At 72.8% G+C, this 19389-nt stretch carries 21 protein-coding genes and 3 pseudogenes; 17 read left to right on the top strand and 7 right to left on the bottom strand.

Translation table 11 applies throughout. The annotated features are described in order from the left end of the window. The first annotated feature begins 36 nt into the window (after positions 1 to 36). Positions 37 to 867: an ammonia-dependent NAD(+) synthetase gene (gene nadE / locus R2E43_RS36600; protein WP_003978357.1), complete on the top strand. Its 831-nt coding sequence runs from the start codon at positions 37 to 39 to the stop codon at positions 865 to 867. A 19-nt stretch (positions 868 to 886) separates the two neighbouring features. Here the strand turns inward: nadE and R2E43_RS36595 are convergent. Further along, positions 887 to 1345: pseudogene (locus tag R2E43_RS36595) on the bottom strand (short-chain dehydrogenase); the annotation flags it as partial. Here R2E43_RS36595 and R2E43_RS36590 point away from each other — a divergent pair. Together R2E43_RS36590 and glpK are read left to right on the top strand one after the other, a co-directional pair. After that, positions 1313 to 1855 (top strand): acyl-CoA-like ligand-binding transcription factor, encoded by a 543-nt coding sequence (locus R2E43_RS36590; protein ID WP_332057003.1) that lies wholly within the window; start codon positions 1313 to 1315, stop codon positions 1853 to 1855. The pseudogene R2E43_RS36595 and the gene R2E43_RS36590 overlap by 33 nt on opposite strands. A 106-nt stretch (positions 1856 to 1961) precedes the next feature. After that, positions 1962 to 3485: a glycerol kinase GlpK gene (glpK, locus tag R2E43_RS36585; RefSeq protein ID WP_003978354.1), complete on the top strand. Its 1524-nt coding sequence runs from the start codon at positions 1962 to 1964 to the stop codon at positions 3483 to 3485. Between the two features lie 12 nt (positions 3486 to 3497). Here glpK and R2E43_RS36580 read toward each other — a convergent pair whose 3' ends face one another. Continuing rightward, positions 3498 to 3749: an SDR family NAD(P)-dependent oxidoreductase gene (locus tag R2E43_RS36580; RefSeq protein ID WP_003978353.1), complete on the bottom strand. Its 252-nt coding sequence runs from the start codon at positions 3747 to 3749 to the stop codon at positions 3498 to 3500. Positions 3750 to 4119: 370 nt separating this feature from the next. Here R2E43_RS36580 and R2E43_RS36575 point away from each other — a divergent pair, with 370 nt between their 5' ends. After that, complete coding sequence (locus R2E43_RS36575; RefSeq protein WP_329433310.1) at positions 4120 to 4884, top strand: SDR family NAD(P)-dependent oxidoreductase; 765 nt, start codon at positions 4120 to 4122, stop codon at positions 4882 to 4884. Positions 4885 to 4902: 18 nt separating this feature from the next. On the opposite strand, the gene R2E43_RS36570 is transcribed toward R2E43_RS36575, so the two are convergent. Continuing rightward, complete coding sequence (locus R2E43_RS36570; protein WP_011027174.1) at positions 4903 to 5511, bottom strand: TetR/AcrR family transcriptional regulator; 609 nt, start codon at positions 5509 to 5511, stop codon at positions 4903 to 4905. 65 nt (positions 5512 to 5576) lie between these two features. Between R2E43_RS36570 and R2E43_RS36565 the strand changes: the two genes are divergently transcribed. The 6 genes and pseudogenes from R2E43_RS36565 (at position 5577) to R2E43_RS36540 (ending at position 10164) form a co-directional block, all read left to right on the top strand. Beyond that, positions 5577 to 6668 (top strand): AI-2E family transporter, encoded by a 1092-nt coding sequence (locus R2E43_RS36565; protein ID WP_003978350.1) that lies wholly within the window; start codon positions 5577 to 5579, stop codon positions 6666 to 6668. Between the two features lie 67 nt (positions 6669 to 6735). Further along, on the top strand, positions 6736 to 7389 hold the full coding sequence (locus R2E43_RS36560; RefSeq protein ID WP_003978349.1) for a maleylpyruvate isomerase N-terminal domain-containing protein: 654 nt from the start codon (positions 6736 to 6738) through the stop codon (positions 7387 to 7389). A gap of 182 nt (positions 7390 to 7571) precedes the next feature. Next, positions 7572 to 8223, top strand: a pseudogene (locus R2E43_RS36555) (ankyrin repeat domain-containing protein). Then, positions 8220 to 9398: a YncE family protein gene (locus tag R2E43_RS36550; RefSeq protein WP_332057002.1), complete on the top strand. Its 1179-nt coding sequence runs from the start codon at positions 8220 to 8222 to the stop codon at positions 9396 to 9398. Before R2E43_RS36555 ends, R2E43_RS36550 begins: the two are co-directional and overlap by 4 nt. Before the next feature lie 224 nt (positions 9399 to 9622). Further along, positions 9623 to 9871 (top strand): annotated as a pseudogene (locus tag R2E43_RS36545) (cyclic nucleotide-binding domain-containing protein); the annotation flags it as partial. Beyond that, positions 9853 to 10164 carry a respiratory nitrate reductase subunit gamma gene (locus R2E43_RS36540; RefSeq protein WP_308428280.1) on the top strand — a complete coding sequence of 104 codons (312 nt, stop codon included), beginning with the start codon at positions 9853 to 9855 and terminating at the stop codon, positions 10162 to 10164. The pseudogene R2E43_RS36545 and the gene R2E43_RS36540, both read left to right, overlap by 19 nt. On the opposite strand, the gene R2E43_RS36535 is transcribed toward R2E43_RS36540, so the two are convergent. Continuing rightward, positions 10161 to 10898 (bottom strand): SDR family oxidoreductase, encoded by a 738-nt coding sequence (locus tag R2E43_RS36535; protein WP_003978344.1) that lies wholly within the window; start codon positions 10896 to 10898, stop codon positions 10161 to 10163. The genes R2E43_RS36540 and R2E43_RS36535 overlap by 4 nt on opposite strands. A 136-nt stretch (positions 10899 to 11034) precedes the next feature. Between R2E43_RS36535 and R2E43_RS36530 the strand changes: the two genes are divergently transcribed. From R2E43_RS36530 to R2E43_RS36520, 3 genes are all read left to right on the top strand, one after another. Beyond that, positions 11035 to 11619 carry a TetR/AcrR family transcriptional regulator gene (locus R2E43_RS36530; protein ID WP_030862680.1) on the top strand — a complete coding sequence of 195 codons (585 nt, stop codon included), beginning with the start codon at positions 11035 to 11037 and terminating at the stop codon, positions 11617 to 11619. A gap of 30 nt (positions 11620 to 11649) precedes the next feature. Then, a complete protein-coding gene (locus R2E43_RS36525; RefSeq protein ID WP_191848922.1) occupies positions 11650 to 12231 on the top strand; it encodes a TetR/AcrR family transcriptional regulator in 582 nt (193 codons plus the stop codon). A gap of 200 nt (positions 12232 to 12431) precedes the next feature. Next, positions 12432 to 13166, top strand: a complete 735-nt coding sequence (locus tag R2E43_RS36520; RefSeq protein ID WP_030862685.1) for an SDR family oxidoreductase — start codon at positions 12432 to 12434, stop codon at positions 13164 to 13166. Between the two features lie 27 nt (positions 13167 to 13193). On the opposite strand, the gene R2E43_RS36515 is transcribed toward R2E43_RS36520, so the two are convergent. Next, complete coding sequence (locus tag R2E43_RS36515) at positions 13194 to 13631, bottom strand: Lrp/AsnC family transcriptional regulator (protein ID WP_011027181.1); 438 nt, start codon at positions 13629 to 13631, stop codon at positions 13194 to 13196. Positions 13632 to 13715: 84 nt separating this feature from the next. Between R2E43_RS36515 and R2E43_RS36510 the strand changes: the two genes are divergently transcribed. The 3 genes from R2E43_RS36510 to R2E43_RS36500 all read left to right on the top strand — a co-directional run bounded on the left by R2E43_RS36510 (position 13716) and on the right by R2E43_RS36500 (position 16441). Beyond that, on the top strand, positions 13716 to 14624 hold the full coding sequence (locus R2E43_RS36510) for an SMP-30/gluconolactonase/LRE family protein (protein ID WP_319214485.1): 909 nt from the start codon (positions 13716 to 13718) through the stop codon (positions 14622 to 14624). Positions 14625 to 14754: 130 nt separating this feature from the next. Continuing rightward, entirely contained in the window at positions 14755 to 15570 is an 816-nt protein-coding gene (locus R2E43_RS36505) for an SAM-dependent methyltransferase (RefSeq protein ID WP_003978338.1), read from the top strand. A gap of 37 nt (positions 15571 to 15607) precedes the next feature. Beyond that, on the top strand, positions 15608 to 16441 hold the full coding sequence (locus R2E43_RS36500; protein WP_191848921.1) for an alpha/beta fold hydrolase: 834 nt from the start codon (positions 15608 to 15610) through the stop codon (positions 16439 to 16441). 96 nt (positions 16442 to 16537) lie between these two features. On the opposite strand, the gene R2E43_RS36495 is transcribed toward R2E43_RS36500, so the two are convergent. Beyond that, a complete protein-coding gene (locus tag R2E43_RS36495; RefSeq protein ID WP_003978336.1) occupies positions 16538 to 16741 on the bottom strand; it encodes a cold-shock protein in 204 nt (67 codons plus the stop codon). Positions 16742 to 17071: 330 nt separating this feature from the next. Here R2E43_RS36495 and R2E43_RS36490 point away from each other — a divergent pair, with 330 nt between their 5' ends. Beyond that, positions 17072 to 17824, top strand: a complete 753-nt coding sequence (locus R2E43_RS36490) for a lipoprotein (protein ID WP_003978335.1) — start codon at positions 17072 to 17074, stop codon at positions 17822 to 17824. A 27-nt stretch (positions 17825 to 17851) separates the two neighbouring features. Here R2E43_RS36490 and R2E43_RS36485 read toward each other — a convergent pair whose 3' ends face one another. Next, entirely contained in the window at positions 17852 to 19270 is a 1419-nt protein-coding gene (locus tag R2E43_RS36485; protein WP_319126656.1) for a Gfo/Idh/MocA family protein, read from the bottom strand. Between the last annotated feature and the right edge of the window lie 119 nt (positions 19271 to 19389).

Genomic DNA, 19389 nt, shown 5'->3' with positions numbered 1-19389 from the left:
TCGAGGAACACCCTGCCCGTCGAACAAGGAGCGGAATTGAGCGAGCCGGCGTCCATCGCCCTGCAGAAGGAGATCGCCCGGGAACTGGAGGTCGCCGAGACCTTCGACGCCGAACGGGAGATCGAGCGCCGGGTGGCCTTCCTCGCCGAGCGGCTGACCTCCACGGGTCTGCGTGCGCTCGTGCTCGGGATCAGCGGCGGGGTCGACTCGACCACCGCGGGCAGGCTGTGCCAGCTGGCCGTGGAGCGGGCCCGCGCCGCGGGACACGAGGCGCTCTTCTACGCGATGCGGCTGCCGCACGGGGTCCAGGCCGACGAGGACGACGCCCAGCAGGCACTCTCCTTCATCCGGCCCGACCGGGTGCTGACGGTGGACATCAAGCCCGCGAGCGACGCGGCGCTCGACGCCCTGCTCGCCGCCGACGTGGCCTTCCGGGACCCCCACCACCAGGACTTCGTGCACGGCAACATCAAGGCCCGGCAGCGCATGATCGCGCAGTACGCGGTGGCCGGGGCGCACGGCGGCCTGGTGGTCGGCACCGACCACGCGGCCGAGGCGGTCTCCGGCTTCTTCACCAAGTTCGGCGACGGCGCCGCCGACGTCGTACCGCTGACGGGCCTCACCAAGCGCCGGGTGCGCGCGGTCGGGGACGCGCTGGGCGCGCCCGCCGCGCTGGTCCGGAAGGTCCCGACGGCCGACCTGGAGACACTCGACCCCGGCAAGGCCGACGAGGACGCCCTCGGCGTCACCTACGAGGAGATCGACGACTTCCTGGAGGGCAAGCCGGTGACGGAGCAGGTCTTCGAGACGATCGTCACCCGCTACCGGCAGACCGACCACAAGCGGCGGCTGCCGATCGCTCCTTGACCTGCTCCGTCGCGCGGTCTCAGCCGGTCGCCGGTCCCGGCGGGAACCCCACGCCGGTGAGCCGCTCCGACAACTCCCACAGGCTGCGGCCGGTGGCGGCGTCGGCCGCCGCCGGTGACAGCCGGACCCGTTTCGGTCCGCCCCGCAGCTCGCCCGGGCCGTCCGGGCCGATGAACCCGCCGCCGCGCACACCGGGGTCGGCCGCCGCGTACAGCCGCGGCAGGGCTCCCCGTTCGGCGGACCGGGCGAGCGGCCGCAGTACGCGGCCGAACAGCATCCGCACCATGCCGGCCGGTGCGCTCGTCTGCGGGCCGGTGGCGCTGTAGCCGGGGTGTGCGAGCACGCTGCGCACCGGGCTGCCGGTCTCGGCCAGCCGTCGGTGGAGTTCCTGTCCGAAGACGGCGTTCGCGAACTTCGACCGGTTGCAGAACGCCATGGGTGAGTAGTGGCGCTCGCCGGTGAGGTCGTCGGGGAAGAGGTCACCACCGACGAGATCGCGTCCGCCGCGGGGGTGTCCAAGAGGACGTTCTTCCGCTACTTCGCCTCGAAGGAGGCCGTGGTCGTCCGGTTCCTGACGGACCTGGGCGCCGGCATCCACCGGGAGCTCGCGGCCCGCCCCGCCGGGGAACGACCCTCCTTGGCCCTGCGGAGCGTCCTCTCCGGCCCCCTCGCGGCCTGCGCGGATCACTCCGACAGAGCACTGCGGGTGGTCCGGCTGATTCTGCGCACTCCCGCCCTGCACGCGCGTCTCCTGGAGCGGCAGGGACGGTGGCGCGAGGGCCTCGCGGCGGAGCTGGCCCGCCGCCCGGACCTCGGCCCCGACCACGAGCTGTACCCCGAGCCGGCCGCCGGGATGGCACTGACCGCGTTCAACACGGTGCTGCACCGCTGGAGCGACAGCGACGGCACGGCGGACCCCGAGGCACTGACCGAACAGGCTTTCGCCCTCATCGCCCCGGCCCTCGACGGCACCCGCCGGCAGACCTGAGCGGCGCATGCCCTTTATGTGCGGTCGGCCGCGAGTCGCCTTAATCTGACCGAGGGGGGTGCTCGGGCAGTCGACGGCCGGTCACGCCGGCGGAATGTGAGCTTCCATGGCGGACTTCATCGGTGCGGTGGACCAGGGAACCACCAGCACCCGGTTCATGATCTTCGACCACGGTGGCAACGAGGTCGCGAAGCACCAGCTGGAGCACGAGCAGATCCTCCCGCGCTCCGGATGGGTCGAGCACGACCCGGTGGAGATCTGGGAGCGCACCAACTCGGTGATGCAGAACGCGCTGCGCAACGGCGGCCTGTCGGGGACGGACCTGGCGGCCATCGGCATCACCAACCAGCGGGAGACCACGGTGGTCTGGGACCCGCGCACCGGCCGCCCCTACTACAACGCCATCGTGTGGCAGGACACCCGCACCGACGCCATCGCGGCGAACCTGGAGCGGTCGGGCCGGGGCGACGTCATCCGCCGCAAGGCCGGCCTGCCGCCCGCGACGTACTTCTCCGGCGGGAAGATCCAGTGGATCCTGGAGAACGTCGACGGCGTCCGCGAGGCCGCGGAGCAGGGACACGCGGTGTTCGGCAACACCGACTCCTGGGTCCTGTGGAACCTCACCGGCGGCCCCGACGGCGGCATCCACGCCACCGACGTGACCAACGCGAGCCGCACCATGCTGATGAACCTGGAGACGCTCGACTGGGACGACGAGCTGCTGGGCTTCTTCGGCATCCCGCGCGGCATGCTGCCCACCATCAACCCCTCCTCGCACCCCGAGGCGTTCGGCACGACCCGGACCTCCCGGCCGCTGCGTGCCGCCGTGCCCATCACGGGAGTGCTGGGCGACCAGCACGCGGCGACCGTCGGCCAGGTCTGCTTCTCGCCCGGCGAGGCCAAGAACACGTACGGCACCGGCAACTTCCTGGTCCTCAACACCGGCACGGAACTGGTCCGCTCCCAGCACGGCCTGCTGACCACCGTGGCCTACCAGTTCGGCGACAACCCGCCGGTCTACGCGCTGGAGGGCTCCATCGCGGTGACCGGGTCCGCGGTGCAGTGGCTGCGCGACCAGATGAAGATCATCAAGACCGCGGCCGAGAGCGAGGAACTCGCCCGCACCGTCGAGGACAACGGCGGGATGTACTTCGTCCCCGCCTTCTCCGGCCTGTTCGCCCCGTACTGGCGCTCCGACGCGCGGGGCGCCATCGTCGGCCTCGCCCGGTACAACGACAACGCGCACCTGGCCCGGGCGACGCTGGAGGCCATCTGCTACCAGAGCCGCGACGTCGTCGTGGCCATGGAGCAGGACTCCTCGGTCCACCTGGACGTGCTCAGGGTCGACGGCGGGGTGACCGCGAACGACCTGTGCATGCAGATCCAGGCGGACATCCTCGGCGTCCCCGTCAGCCGCCCGGTCGTCGCCGAGACCACCGCCCTCGGCGCGGCCTACGCGGCGGGACTGGCGACCGGCTTCTGGCGGGACACCGACGAACTGCGCACCCACTGGAGCGAGTCCAGGCGCTGGGAGCCCCAGTGGTCCGAGGAGCAGCGCGCGCAGGGGTACGCGGGCTGGAAGATGGCGGTGGAGCGCACGCTCGACTGGGTCAAGGTCCCGGAGAGCTGACACCGGGGCGGATCACCGGCCGACGGTTCCGGCGGCGTACTCCCACAGACGGCCCGCGGCGCGCGGGTCGAGCGCGTGCGGAGCTACGCCGCCCGCCTGTTCCCCGTCCCCGCCGGCGACCGCCCGCGCTTCCCGGCCGTCCTCGAAGCAGCGCCCCGTGACGCCCTCCACCAGTGGGGACGCGGCCGGCAGCACGGAGGTCGCGGCGTCCTGGAGGGGCGTCTCGCAGGAGGGCCGCTCGATGACGTTCCCGTCGTCGTCCATCGCCCCAGGACCCGCATCGTCGCGGCGTCGAGGTGCCGCTGGAGGCTGGTGCCGATCCAGCGGGGTTGAGCGCGTGGGCGGCAATGCGGTCGGCGACCCAGTGGCGGGCGCCCACGGCGAACAGGACGTCGGCGGTCGTGGACTGGGCGCAGGCGGCCCAGCGGTCGGAGCCGGCCGCCCGCGGCTTCCTTCACACGGGTCACCGGCACCTCTCCGCGCGCGTACCGCCACCGGCACCGTACGGGCTGACCGAACTCTTTTCTGGACTTGCCAGTCCATTTTATTCGCCGCACAGTGGCATCCGCGCCCCGGCCGCCGGCCGGGGACGACGGAGAAGCACACGGCTGAGACGGCAGGCGAGGAGCAGGACATGTCGATGCGGCTTGCGGACAGGACCGCGCTGGTGACCGGGGCGACCAGCAACATCGGACGGGCCATCGCGGAGGCCTTCGCGGCCGAGGGGGCCCATGTGGTCGTCTCCGGGCGCAGCGCCGAACGGGGCAGGGAGGTCGTCGACGGCATCCGCGCCGCCGGCGGCCGGGCCGACTTCGTCCACGCCGACCTGGACGGCAGCGCGGCCGCCTCACGGACGCTGGCCGGCGAGGCGACCCGCGTGCTGGGCGGACGCGTGGACGTGCTGGTCAACAACGCCGGGATCTATCCGCCCGGCACCACGACCGACACCGACGAGGAGACCTTCGACCGGGTCTACGCCGTGAACGTCAAGGCCCCGTTCTTCCTCACCGCGGCCCTGGCACCCGCCATGGTCCGGGCCGGGGGCGGGACGGTCATCAACCTGGGCTCCTGGATCGCGCGCCTGGGCGTCCCGGTCGGCGCGCTCTACAGCTCCACCAAGGGTGCCGTGGAGACCCTGACGCGGGCGTGGGCGGCGGAGTTCGGGGCGCGAGGCGTACGGGTGAACGCCATCTCGCCGGGGGTGGTGCAGACGCCCCCGCCCGGCGAGGTCCATCCCGCCGAGGTCATGATGAAGGGCACGCCGGCGGGACAGATGGGCACGCCCGAGGCGATCGCGAGCGCGGCCGTCTACCTGGCCGGCGACGAGTCCTCGTTCGTGCACGGCACCGTGCTCGACGTCGACGGCGGGCGCACCGCGGCGGCCGTCATCGCCGCCTGACACGCGGCGGGTGCCGCGTCACCGCGCGGCGGCACCCGCCCGCCGGAGGTCCGCGATCCCCTGGTCGAGAGCGGCCCGCAGATGGGTCGACCGCCCCGTCGAGAGCAGGATGGACACACCGCCCTGAATGGCCGTCAGCAGGGCGGCCGCCCTGGTCTCCACATCGAGATCGGCGGGGAGCGCACCGGCCCCCTGGAGCGACCTGATGCCCGCCGCCAGGCTCTCCTGCCACTGACGCAGCAGCTCGACCACGATCGCACGCGTGCCCGGGGTGGAGCGGCCGATCTGCAGGAACAGCGACCCGAGCGGGCACTGGTCGCCCTGCGTCTCGTAGCGCTCGATCACGACGTCCCGCCATTCCCGCCACGCCTCCCACGAGTCCAGGCGGCCGAGCTGGGGCTGCTGGTCCTCCAGCACCTGGTCCGCCTCGAACCGGGCCACTTCGACGAGCAGTTCGTCCTTGCCCGCGGGGAAGTAGTGGAACAACTGGCTCTTGCTGGTGGCGGTCCGCGCCATGATGTCGTCCAGGGTCGTCGAGGCGACGCCCCGCTCCCGCAGCACCGCCGCGGCGCCCTCGACGATGCGGCGCCGTGTCGCCCTGCCCTTGGCCGTCAACTCACCGCGCACGCCGCACACCTCGAAAATATTGGACCGACGGGTCCATCGTACGGGCGCCCCCTTAGGGTGATCCCATGTCTGCCGGATTGAGCGCGGCGAAAACCCGGGCCGCGCTGCGCACCAGCGCGCGCGTCTCGGGCGAGCTGCTGCTGATACTCGTCATGCTCGCAGTGACCCTGTGGGTCCTCGGCCGTATGTGGTCGGTGGTGTGGCCGCTGCTCGTCGGCCTGCTCCTGACCACGTTGACGTGGCCCCCCGCCCGCTTCCTGCGGCGGCACGGGTGGCGTCCGGCACTGGCCGCCACGGTGGTGACGGTGGCCTTCCTGCTGGTCGTCCTGGGCATCGTGGCACTGATCGCCGTGCCGATGTCCTCCCAGACCGACGAGTTGACCGACGGCGTGGTCGAGGGCATCCAGCGGCTGCGCGAGTGGGCGGCGGGGCCGCCGCTGAACATCGGTGACGACGAGATCACCGGTGCGATGGACTCGGCGGTGGCACGCATCCAGGACAGCGTCGGCAGCATCACGACCGCGGTGGCGACGGGGGTGGGCGCGGTGGTCAACGGCCTGATCACCGCCGTCCTGGGCGTGTTCCTGATGTTCTTCTTCCTCAAGGACGGACCGCGGTTCCTGCCCTGGCTGGCCCGTCAGTTGCCCGGCCGGCTGGCCACCGACGTCCCGGTCGTCGCCCTGCGGGGCTGGGAGACCCTGGGCTCCTTCGTCCGGTCGCAGGCCCTGGTGGGGCTGCTCGACGCCGTGTTCATCGGCCTCGGCCTGTGGATCCTGGGCGTACCGCTGGTGCTGCCGCTGGCGGTCCTGACCTTCGTGTCCGCGTTCGTGCCCATCGTGGGCGCGCTGTTCGCGGGCTTCGTGGCCGTGCTGATCGCCCTGGTGTCGAACGGCCTGACGGACGCGCTCATCGTGCTCGCGATCATCGTGGTGGTGCAGCAGTTGGAGGGCAACGTCTTCCAGCCCATCCTCCAGAGCCGGGGCCTCGGTCTGCACGCGGCGGTGATCCTCCTGGCCGTGACGCTGGGCGGCAGCCTGTCCGGGATCGTGGGCAGCCTGCTCGCCGTACCTTTCGCCGCGCTGATCGCGGTGGTGTGGACCTACGTGCGCGAGCAGTTGAGCGAGCGGCCCGAGGCGACCGCGACCGCCGACGGCTGAGCCGACGGACACGTCTCCCGCGCGAATCGGGTCGCGGCCGGGCGGGCGGTGGTGTTGGCTGTCGGGCGTGGATCTCTTCTCCCGTTCCTGGTCGGCCCTGCTCGCCGCGGTCGCCGGCCTCTGTGACGAGGACTTCGCCCGGCCGTCCGGGTGCGCCGGCTGGCTCGTCCGGGACCTGGTGTGCCATCTGGTCGTCGACGCCCAGGACGTCCTGATCACCCTGGCCACCCCGACGGCCGACGAGCCGACCCGGGACGCGGTGACCTACTGGCAGGTCGTTGAGCCCCCGACCGGGGACGACCCGCTCGACGCGCTGATCGTCCGCCTGGCCGCCGCCTACGAGCAGCCGGGGCTGCTCAAGTTCCACCTGGACGACGTCGGTTCCGCGGCCGGGCGCGCCGCCGCGCTCGCGGACCCCGCGGGCCGGGTCGGCACACAGGGCCAGGTACTCACGGCGGGCGACTACCTCTCCGCGTACGTACTGGAGTGGTCCCTGCACCACCTCGACCTGATCGCACACCTCCCGGAGGCGGCGCCCCCGCCCGCGGCGGGGCTCAGGCGCTCGCGGGAGCTGCTGGAGGGGGTCGTCGGTACGGCGTTCCCCACCGTGTTCACCGACCGGGACGCGCTGCTGATCGGCACCGGACGGCGGGCGCCGACCCCGGCGGAGGAGGCCGCGCTGGGCGAGTTGGCGGCGCGGCTCCCCTTTCCGGTCGGCTGACCCGCACGTCCGGGTCCAGCCGCCGAAGGGGGACCGGGGAGTCGTCCGGCGGGTCGTCCGATCGGACGACAAGGCCGTCGTCCGTCCGGCGGGCGGGGAGGAGCCGGTGCGTCGACTCCTGCCGGCGCCTCGCGGGTCCAGGCTTGAGGAACACGTCCCCGACACCGTGGAGCCGTCCCACCATGACCGCCAAGCCACCCACCCCTGCCGACCTCGCCCTGTCGGACGCCGTTCGCCGCGGCGACGCCGATGCCGCCCGGGCCGCGCTGCGGGCCGGCGCCGACCGGGAACTGCGCGACGAACAGGGCCGCACGCCGCTGCTCCTGGCGGCCCTGGCCGACCGGGTCGCGGTCGCCGAGGTCCTGGTCGCGGCCGGCGCGGACGTCAACGCGCAGGACGCGCGGGACGACAGCGCGTGGCTGGTCACCGGTCACGGGCAGCGTCCCGATGATGCGGGCGCTGCTGCCCGGCGGCCCGGACGTCACGCTGACCAACCGGTTCGGCGGCGTCTCGGTCATCCCGGCGAGCGAACGCGGGCACGTGGCCTACGTACGCGCCGTGCTCGCCGAGACGGACATCGACGTCGACCACGTCAACCGGCTCGGCTGGACGGCGCTCCTCGAAGCCGTCGTCCTCGGCGACGGCGACCGCGCGCACCAGGACGTCGTGGTGGCGCTCCTCGCCGCCGGCGCCGATCCCTCGCTGCCGGACGGCGACGGTGTCACGGCCCGTGCCCACGCCGAGCGCAGGGGGTTCGAGGCCATCGCGGACCTGCTGCGGCGGGCCGAGTCGCGGGGCGGCGACGGCCCTCGCGCGGCGGGTGTCCGGCGGTGAACCGGCGTTCCCTCGCGGGCCGACTCGCCGCGCTGGCCGCCGTCACCGCGACGCTGGGCGGATGCGCGCCGGACGGCGGTGACGACGGGGCCGCCTCCCCGGTGTCCGCTCCGCCCGGCAGCACGGCCCAGCGCACACCCGGCTCCGGCGGCACCTCGGCACGCACACCCCAAGGCACCCTGCTGGTCACGGACTTCGGCGCGGACACCGTCACCTTCGTCGACCCCGCCGGGCGGGGCACGGCGGCCGACCTGGGCTCGGTACGGGTCGGGACGGCGCCGTACGGAATCGCGCTCGGCGAGGACGGCACCGCGTGGGTGGCGACCGCGGAGGGCGTGGCCGCCGTGGACACCCGTACGCGCGTGCGCACCGCCCTCGTCCCCCACCGGACGGACACGGGCCCGGTGACGACCGGCGAGTACCGGGGCGGCGGCATGGGCATCGCCCTGTCCCCCGACGGCAGCCGTGTCTACGTCGGGGTCAACGTCCCCGGCGGCAAGGGCACCTTGGAGGTCGTCGACACGGAACGGCGGGAGGTGACGCGGGTGGTCCCGATCGGTCGCCGTCCCTTCGACGTCGACGTCTCGCGCGACGGCCGGCAGGTCTACGCGACCAACCACGACTCGTTCGACGTGAGCGTCGTCGACACCGGTGACTGGACGGCGCGCCGCATCGAGGTCGCCCCGTACGGCACCGAGGGCGGCCTCGGCTCCTGGCTCAAGCCGCACTACGCCGCCGTACGCCCCTCCGACGGGGCCCTGCTGCTGCCCTTCGAGGGCGAGCGCCTGGCGGTGGTCGACCCCGGCACCGGGCGGGTCCGGATCGAGGACATGACCGCCAACACCCACCAGCACGGCGTCACGGCGGGCGCCGACGGCACGCTCTACGTGGTGGGCACCGGCCCGATCGACCCGTCCGAGGACGACGGCCCGTCCCTGACCGTCCGCACGCCCGAGGGCGACGAACGGGTCGTCCCGCTGGACGGCCCGCACGAGACCGTCGCCCTCTCGGCCGACGGTCGCACCGCCTACGTCTCGGGCGGCTTCACCCGCGACGGCTACTGGAACGGCCTGAGTGCCGTCGACGTCGCGACCGGCCGGGTGACCCGGCTCCCGGTGGGCGAGCGGCCCCTGGCCGTCGCGGTCCTCGGCGGCCAGGGGACCGGCGCGGGCTGAGCGCCGGGGGCGAACCAGGGCCGGCCGGCCCGTGCCGGGGTCGACGGCCCCTGGTGTCCCGGCCGGCCGGCGGGACGCTCGGATCGACAGTCCCCGGCGTGCCCCCGAAGGGAACGGCGAGAGGCGGCCGGACGAGCGGCGGTCCCGGACCGTCGGGCGGACCGTCCCGCCGAGCGGTCCCCCCGCCGTCCGTCCGCGGTGACCGCACGAATGGAGCCGGAGCGGTGACCTCTGGCACCACCCTGTCCGCGGCCCTCCACGGCGACCACCGCGAGCGCCTCGTGCGGGTCGCGCGGGAGGTCCGCGTCGCGGAGGGCACCCGCCTCTTCGAGGAAGGCCGGCGTGCCGAACGGTTCCGGATCGTCCGGACCGGGACGGTCGGCCTCGACCTGCGTGTCCCCGGCCGCCGGTCCCCGGTCGTCGAGACACCGGGGCACGGGGAACTCGTCGGCTGGTGCTGGCACTTCCCGCCGGCGGCGGATACGACTACCGGGGCACGGTGTCGGTCTGGTTCGGCGGCCTGTTCGCGCTCGGGCCCCGGCCGGAGGCGATCGCCGACGCCCCGCTGCTCTTCCGGCCGCACGCGCCGAGCGCCTGCCCGCTCTTCGCCGCCCGGCCGTTCACCCGGCTGGTGCACGTCTGGAGCGCACCGGTCGGATACCTGGTCCGCCCCCCTATTCGGTCCACCGGCGCCGCGCCACCCCCGCACGGGCCTCACGGACCCGCTCGACGACCGGGAGGTGGTCCGGTGACGACGACGGGCTAGTCCTGTGCGGTGGGACGGACCACGATGTCGCCCACGTCGACGCCGTCGGGCTGCTCGACGGCGAAGGCGACCGCGCGGGCCACGGCCTGCGGCGGGATGGCGACCCGGTCCCTGGTGTCGAGGATTTGGGCCCTGGCCCCGGCGTCCGGGATGCCGTCCGCGAAGTCCGTGTGGACGAACCCCGGTGAGACCACGGTGACCCGCAGGCTGTCACCGGCCTCCTGGCGCAGCCCCTCCGACACGGTGCGCACCGCGTTCTTCGTCCCGGCGTAGACCGACATGAGCGGGCTGATGCGCAGTCCGGCGGTGGAGACGATGTTGACGAAGTGGCCGGAACCCTGTTCCCGGAAGACGGGCAGGGCCTCGGCGATGCCGTACAGGACACCCTTCAGGTTGACGTCGATCATCCGCTCCCAGTCCTCGACGCGGAGTTCGTCCAGGGGTGAGATCAGGCCGACGCCGGCGTTGCCGACGAGGACGTCGAGCCGGCCGAAACGTTCGCGGGCCAGGGCGACGAGTGCGGCGACGTCCTCGCGGCGGGTCACGTCCGTACGGATCCAGGCCGCCTCCCCTCCGCTCCTGCCGATGCGCAGGGCCAGGTCCGCCAGACGCTCCGGACGGCGCGCCCCGAGCACGACCTTGGCTCCGCGCTCGGCGAGCAGGAGGGCGCTCGCCTCGCCGATGCCGCCACTGGCACCGGTGATCGCCACGACCTTGCCTTCGATTCCCGACATGTTGGGCAGTCCTTCCGGACGGGGACATGGGCAGAGCTGTGTCGTGCCCTAGAGTGAAAGTGGAGGCGCCGCCACTTCCATCACAGTAAGCGGGGGCGCCTCCACTTAGCAACCGGCGACGAGGAGAGGGCCGCTCATGTCCGACGCCACGAAACGGCCGCTGAGGGCCGACGCACAGCGCAACCGGGACAAGATCCTGGCCGCCGCCGTGCGGGTGTTCAGCGAGGAGGGGCTGGACGCGCACCTCGAGCGCATCGCCAGGGAGGCGGGCGTCGGCAGCGGCACCCTCTACCGGAATTTCCCCACCCGTGAGGCCCTGATCGAGGCGGCGTACCGCAACGAGGTGGCGCGACTGTGCGACTCCGTGCCCGGTCTGCTGGCGCAGCTGCCCCCGGCCGAGGCGCTGCGCGCGTGGACCCGCCGCTTCATCGACTACGCCACCGCGAAGTTGGGGATGGCGGACGCGCTGCGGGCCGTCGTCGCCTCGGGCGGCGATCCCTACGGCGACAGCCGGCAGCTGATCCAGTCCGCCCTGACGGCCCTCATGGACGCCGCCGCGGCGGCCGGTGAGATCCGGTCCGACATCAGGTCGACCGACATGTTCGCCGCCCTCGCGGGCATCGCCCTCACCTCGTCCCGCCCCGATCAGCGCGCGCAGGCCGAACGCCTTCTCGACCTCGTCCTGGACGGCCTGCGCCCCACGGCACCGCGTCCCGCATGACAGCGCCTGCCCTCACGTAGACTCCGCGCCATGGGTCGATGGGAGCCGAACGCGCGCGGCCGCCTGGAGCAGGCGGCGCTGGAGCTGTACGTGGAGCGCGGCTACGAGCAGACCCCGGTGGCCGAGATCACCAAGCGTGCGGGGCTGACGGAGCGGACGTTCTTCCGGCACTTCACCGACAAGCGGGAGGTCCTCTTCGCCGGGTCCGGCAGGCTGGAGGAGCTGTGCGTGGCCGCCGTCGCGGCGGCGCCCACGACGGCGAGTCCGATGGAGGCGGTGGCCGCCGCACTCGACGCCGCGGCGGGCGCCTTCGAGGAGCGCGGTGACCTGGTGGGCCTGCGGCAGGGCGTCATCGACGCCAACGCGGAGCTGCGGGAGCGGGAGCTGATCAAGCTCGCGTCCCTGTCCGGCGCGCTCGCCGACGCGCTGCGCGGGCGCGGCGTGGCCGAACCGGCGGCGGAGCTGACCGCCGAGTCGGCGATCGCCGTGCTCAAGGTCGCCTTCCGGCGCTGGATCGACGGGGGCCGGGAGCGACCGCTGCGGCCCCTGCTCGCCGAGTGCTTCGACGTGCTCCGCACCCTGTCCGCACGGGGCGCCGCGAGCGCCGGTTAGCCACCCGGGCCGCCCTCCCGCACGCCGGCGTCCCCGCGCGCCGGGCATGCCGCCGACGAGGCGGAACAGCCGTGTCCGCAGTCGCCGTCCCGCGTTGCCGGGGTGTGCCGCACCCAGGCGGGGAGCGTCCTGGTCCGTCCCCGATGTCCCGTACAGACTCGGCGCAGCAGATGCGGACCATCCATCGGAAGGACATCGTCATGACGCAGACCTCCAAGGTCGTCCTGGTGACCGGCGCGAGCAGCGGGATCGGTGAGGCCACGGCCCTGCGCCTGGCCGCCGACGGCCACCGGGTGTTCCTCGGCGCGCGCCGCACCGAGCGCCTGGAGAAGCTGGCCGCGCGGATCGCCGAGGACGGCGGCACCGCGGGCTACCGGCGGCTCGACGTCACCGACGCCGCCGACGTACGGGCGTTCGTGTCGGCCGCGGTGGAGCGCTGGGGACGGCTGGACGTCATCGTCAACAACGCGGGCGTGATGCCGCTCTCGCCGCTCTCGGAACTGAAGGTGGCCGAGTGGGACCGGATGCTCGACGTCAACGTCCGCGGAGTACTGCACGGCATCGCGGCCGCCCTGCCGGTCATGCGGGCGCAGGGCGGCGGGCACGTCGTGAACATCGCGTCGGTCGGCGCGTACGAGGTGGTGCCGACCGCCGCCGTCTACTGCGCGACCAAGTTCGCCGTGCGCGCCCTGTCCGAGGGGCTGCGCCAGGAGTCGGCCGGGGACATCCGGGTCAGCGTGGTCTCCCCGGGCGTCACCGAGTCGGAGCTGGCCGACTCCATCTCCGACCCGCGGGCGCGCGAGGACATGAAGACCTACCGCTCGGTGGCCGTTCCGGCGTCCGCGATCGCCGACGCCATCGCCTTCGCCGTCTCCCGGCCCGCCGAGGTGGACGTGAACGAGATCGTGGTGCGCCCGGCCGCCAGTGCGCAGTAGGCGACCCGCGCGCCACCCGGCACGTCGCTAGCCGGCGTCCAACGGCCGTTCGAAGAAGGTCTCCAGGACCACCGTCGCCTGGGTCCCGCTCACCCCGTCGATCGCGTAGAGGCGGCGCAGCACGTCCTGGAGCCGCTCGGTGGTGGCCGTGCGCACCTTCACGAGGACGGCCGCGCTGCCCGCGATGACGTGCGCCTCCTGGATCTCCGGCACGGCGGCGAAGTCCTCGGCCCGGTCACCCATCCACGCCGTCGAGTCGACCAGCACGAAGGCGAGGACACCGCGGTCGAGCGCCTCGGGGTCGACGTCGACCGTGGTCGACCGGATGACGCGCTGTTCGCGCAGTTTGCGGACGCGCTCGTGGGCGGCGCCCGCGGACAGACCCACCTCCCCGCCCAGCGCGGCGTACGGCCGGGTCGCGTCCTGCTGGAGCAACGCGATCAGTCTCCGGTCGATCTCATCCACTGATTTCATTCATGGACCATATCTGGTTCGGTAATGTGGGTGCTACGTTGAACGAGGTACTGATCACCGCGCTGAGAGGACACCATGTCCACCGACGGCCCGTACGAGATCCTGGACGACCGCTTCCGCACCGGACGCTGTGCGAACGGAGACAACAGGCTGGAGGTCCTGTATGACGGCTGCCGCTGGGCCGAGGGCCCGCTGTACCTCCCCGCCTGGCGTCAGCTGGTCTGGAGCGACATCCCCAACGACCGCATCCTGCGCTGGGACGAGGCCACCGGCTCGGTCGGCGTCTTCCGCGCTCCCGCGGGCCACAGCAACGGCAACACCCTCGACCGGCAGGGCCGCCTGGTCACCTGCGAGCAGGGCAACCGGCGCGTCACCCGTACCGAACCCGACGGGAGGGTGACCGTCCTGGCCGAGCGCTTCGACGGCAGGCGGCTGAACAGTCCGAACGACTCCGTCGTCCGCTCCGACGGCACCATCTGGTTCTCCGACCCGGACTTCGGCATCACCAGCGACTACGAGGGTCATCGCGCGGAGTCCGAGATCGGCGCGTGCAACGTGTACCGGATCGACCCGGTGTCCGGGCAGGTGCGGCTCGCCGCCGACGGTTTCGACGGGCCCAACGGCGTGATCCTTTCCCCTGACGAGCGGCGGCTGTTCGTCTCCGACTCGCGGGCCGCCCGGATCCACGCGTTCGACATCCGGGAGGACGGCACGCTCTCCGACGGGAAGGTCTTCGCCGAGGGCCGGGGGGACGTGCACTTCGACAACATCCGCTTCGACGACGAGGGCCGCCTGTGGGCCGCCGCCCTGCACGACGGTGTCCACTGCTACGACCCCGACGGCACGCTCATCGGCCGTCTGCGCGTGCCCGAGCCCGTCTCCAACATCGCCTTCGGCGGCCCCAAGAACAACCGCCTGTTCATCACGGCCACCACGTCCCTGTACTCCCTGGTGATGTCGGTGACGGGGGCACCGCGCCTCTGAGGACCGCCACCGTCCCGACGGCACCCCGGTCGCGTCCGGGCCCATCGGTTAACCGGTGTACAGAAAGGGGCCGTTGCGACGTAGGTTGTGGGCAAGCACCCACGCCTCGGCTGAAAGACGGACCGCACCCATGAGCGACCCCTCGACGACTCCCGGCCACACCGCGCAGCAGAAGATCGACACGTCCGTGCCGCACTCGGCGCGGATCTGGAACTACTGGCTGGGCGGGAAGGACAACTACCCGGTCGACGAGCAGGCCGGCGACGCGTACACCGCCGTCTTCCCCGGCATCGTCACCGTCGCCCGCAGCAGCCGCGCCTTCCTGCGCCGCAACATCACCCATCTGGTCGCCGAGGCGGGCATCCGGCAGTTCCTCGACATCGGCACCGGTCTGCCGACCGCCGACAACACCCACGAGGTCGCCCAGCGCATCGCGCCCGAGAGCCGGATCGTCTACGTCGACAACGACCCGATGGTCCTCGCCCACGCCCGCGCGCTGCTGTACTCCACGCCCGAGGGCGCGACCTCTTACATCGACTCCGACGTGCTCGACCCCGACACGGTCCTCGAGGCGGCCGCCCGGACGCTGGACTTCGACCGGCCCATCGCGCTGATCCTCAGCAACATCCTGGGGCACATCCCCGACTACGACCAGGCACGTTCCGTCGCCGCCCGGCTCGTCGACGCGCTGCCGTCCGGGAGCTACCTCTCGATCAACGACGGCTCGCGCGGCATCGACCCGGAGTTCGACCGGGCCCAGGACGGCTACAACGAGAGCGGTGCCGCGCCGTACATCCTGCGCACCGTCGACCAGATCACGGCGTTCTTCGACGGGCTGGAGCTGGTGGAGCCCGGCGTGGTGCCGGTGACCCGGTGGCGCCCGGACGCGGACACCGAGGACCCCGGGCTGATCGGCGAGCACGGCGGACTCGCCCGCAAGCCGTGACGTCCTGACCCGCGCCGGAGCGAGAGGAACCCGCACCATGTCGGCATGGCCGTTGCCCGAGGCGTTCACCGGCGGTTCGGGCACCGTCCGCTGGAACCGGCTGGGCACCCCGGACGGGCGCCCCCTGGTCCTGCTGCACGGAACGCCCTTCTCGTCGTACGTCTGGCGTGCGGTGGCCCGCTCGCTGGGGCGCGACCACCAGGTGTTCGTCTGGGACATGCCCGGCTACGGGGTGTCGGAGAAGAGCGCCGGGCAGGACGTGTCCCTGGCCGCGCAGGGCAGGGTCTTCACGGAGTTGCTGGAGCACTGGGGGCTCGAGGAGCCCCTGGTGGCCGCCCACGACTTCGGGGGTGCCGTCGCCCTGCGGGCGCATCTGCTGCACGGTGCCCGGTACGGGGCGCTCGCCCTGGTCGACCCGGTCGCGCTGGCGCCCTGGGGGTCGCCGTTCTTCCGGCTGGTCCGCGACCACGCCGAGGTCTTCGAGCAGCTGCCCGAAGCGCTGCACCGGGCGCTGGTGCGCGAGTACGTCGGTTCCACCGGCGGTCCGGGGCTGCACCCGGCGGTCCTGGACCGGCTGGTCGAGCCCTGGCTGGGCGAAACGGGGCAGCCGGCCTTCTATCGGCAGATCGCCCAGGCGGACCAGCGGTACACGGACGAGATCCAGGACCGGTACACCGGAATCGACGTCCCCACATTGATCTGCTGGGGCGAGGACGACGCCTGGATCCCCGTGGCCAAGGGACGCGAACTGGCCGGTCTCGTCCCCGGTTCCCGATGGGAGCCGATCGCCCACGCGGGCCACCTGGTCCAGGAGGACGCGCCCGCCGAGCTGACGGCCGCCCTGCTCGACTTCTTCCGCCGCGTCCCCTGAGGGCCTGGCCTTCGTCCCGCGGGACGACATGCCACAGGGCGGGGCCCCGGGAAACTGGCGTTCCCCGCAGCCCCGCCCTGCGCGGCGATCTCCCGATCAGGCGGGGGTGATGTTCTCCGCCTGCGGGCCCTTCTGGCCCTGGGTGATGTCGAAGGTCACGGCCTGGCCTTCCTGCAGCTCGCGGTAGCCCTGAGCGTTGATGTTGGAGTAGTGCGCGAAGACGTCGGGGCCGCCGCCGTCCTGCGCGATGAAGCCGAAGCCCTTTTCAGAGTTGAACCACTTGACAGTTCCGCTGGCCATGCCTTTTGCCTTTCAGCCGTTATCGGATTCGCACCGCGCGAACCCGGAGGTGGTCGTCCTGGTCCTCCGGCATTGCACAGCAAACCGCCCGCACTCCTGGGCGGGCGGTCTGGGCGAACCACGACATCTGCTGCTGACGCTACACGGCATGTCCGAGCCTCACCAGTGAGTAAGGGGTGTGAGCGGGAACCTTGTTGCCGACCCGAGTCCTCGGCCACCGCCGTGCGGGTCCCCGCTGCGCCATCCGGGGGAGACCGCGAGGCGGCCGCACAACCCGGTTCCGGAAGTGGTCTAGCTATGAAGAGTCCACCCACGGAGTCGGAGATCGATATGACCGTCAGGAAAGCGCTGGCCCTGGTGATCGGCGCTGTCATGTGCACCGGCGTGCTGGCCACCGGCTGCGCCCGGGAGCACGCGGGCGCCTCTTCCCAGGACGCGCACGCACCCGGGAGTTCCGCGGCCCCGCGCCCGGCTCCCCCGCGCTCCTTCCCCCGCCCGCTGCCCGGAGTCGGGCCGGTCATGCGGGACCGCCTCCCGGACGGCACCCGGCAGGCCCTGGTGGTCACCGGCGAGACCGAGAGCTCCTCTCAGGCACAGGTGGTGCTCTACGAGCAGTACCCGGCCGAGGGCTGGCGCGCGGTCGCCGGTCCCTGGCCCGCGCACAACGGCCTGCGCGGCTGGACCGACGACCACGAGGCGGGCGACCTGCACACGCCCATCGGCGTCTTCGGCCTCAGTGACGCCGGCGGCAGACTGCCCGACCCGGGCACCCTGCTCCCCTACGACGAGGACCCGGAGTTCTCCGTGTCGGGTACCGGGTACCTGGGCGAGCCCCTGGAGGGGTCGTTCGACTACGTGGTCGCCATCGACTACAACCGGGTGCCCGGCACCACCCCGCTGGACAAGGCCCGCCCCCTGGGCGAGGACAAGGGGGGCGGGGTCTGGATCCACGTGGACCACGACGGGCCGACCAACGCCTGCGTGTCCCTGAGCGAGGAGCACATGCGCGCGCTGCTGACCGCCCTGGACCCGGACAAGGAGCCGGTGGTCGTCATGGGCCCGCGGGAGGTCCTGATGCGGTAGGGGGTGCCGGGGCCCGGACGGCCGTGCTCAGCCGGCCGGCGGCATGTCGGTGGGCGCCGAGTCCAGGCCCGGCCTGCGCTCACGCCAGGCACCCCGGGTGAAGTCGGGTATCTCGACCGGGCGGCCGCCCCGGGCCAGCGACGTGACGCTGAGCGGGACGGGCGAGCACCAGGCGGCCGAGTCGTACACGTCGATGTCCGGTACCAGCCCCGCGCGCATCAGCTGGACGGTGCGCCACTGCAGGACGTAGTCCATGCCGCCGTGGCCGCCGTTGTTCGCGGCGTCGTCGCCCACCTTCTGCCACAGCCAGTGGTCGTACTCCTTGCGGTAGGTCTCGAAGTCGCGCCAGGTGTGGCCGCCGTGGTCGGGTTCGACGTAGATGCGGGCGCCGGTCGGGGCGGGTCCGGCGTAGTCCTCGACGATGCCGCGGCTGCCGGCGAGGGTGTTGATCCGGCTGTAGGGCCGGGGCGAACTCACGTCGTGCTCCGCCCGGACGGTCCTGCCCTTCGCCGTCTCGATCATGCAGGTGACCAGGTCACCGTTGATGTAGGTCTCCTTCCAGGACGGGTGGTCCCGGGGGACGAAGCGGGCCCGGTAGTCGGCCAGCCCCTTCGGGGCCGTCGTGGTGGCGCGCAGGGTGGTCATGCGGTCGCCGCGGTTGACGTCCATGGCCGCCGCGATCGGGGCGAGACCGTGCATCGGGTAGAAGGAGGCGGTGCTGCGGGTGTGCCACAACCGCCGCCAGGAGTCGGTGTAGTAGGTGTCCGAGAAGAGGAGTTCGCGCAGGTCGTGCAGGTAGCCGCCGTGGCCGTTGGTGAGGTCCCCGAACAGGCCGTCGTGCGCCGCCTTCAGCATGGCCAGTTCGTTGCGCCCGTAGTTGCAGTTCTCGGACAGGAGCAGGTGCCTGCGGGTGCGCTCGGAGGTGTCGACGAGGTCCCACAGCTGGCGCAGCTCCGTCGCGACGGGCAGTTCCACGACGGCGTGCCGGCCGCTGAGCAGCGCGGCCCGGCCGTGCTCGTAGTGGAACTCCCAGGGCGTGGCGATGTACACGAGGTCGATGTCGTCGCGGCGGAGCATCCGGGCGTAGGAGTCGGCCGAGCCGCCGTACTCGGCGGGGCGCGGGTTGCCCTTGCTCTCCAGTCGGTCGGCGGCGCGCTCGGCCCGGTCCGCGCGGATGTCGCAGACGGCGGTCACGGTGCAGCCGGGCACGGCCGCCCAGCCGGTGATCATGCCGCCGCCCCGGTTGCCGAGGCCGATGACCGCGACGCGGACGGTTGGGTGGGCGGCGAAGGGCACGCCGATCATCGACTTCTGGCCGGGCCTGCGGCGGGGCGCCTGCTCGGTCGCCGCGACGGGGGCGGCGGACCCGATGCCGGTCGCGAGGGCGCCGGTGGCGGCGGCGGAACCCAGGAGCAGTCGGCGTGAGACAGCGGGCGTTTCGGGCATGACGGCAACACTCCTCGTGGCGGTTCGCATCACGGTCGGGGCGCGGTCGGGCAACGTCGGGCTGTCGAACACTTTCGGGGCATGACTCTGCGACGTCAGCCGTGACATGTCAATGCGTG

The sequence above is a fragment of the Streptomyces violaceoruber genome (assembly GCF_033406955.1).
Lineage (GTDB): Bacteria > Actinomycetota > Actinomycetes > Streptomycetales > Streptomycetaceae > Streptomyces > Streptomyces violaceoruber.
The sequence above is the reverse complement of the archived record's forward strand: the minus strand, read 5'-3'. Positions and strand labels throughout refer to the sequence as shown.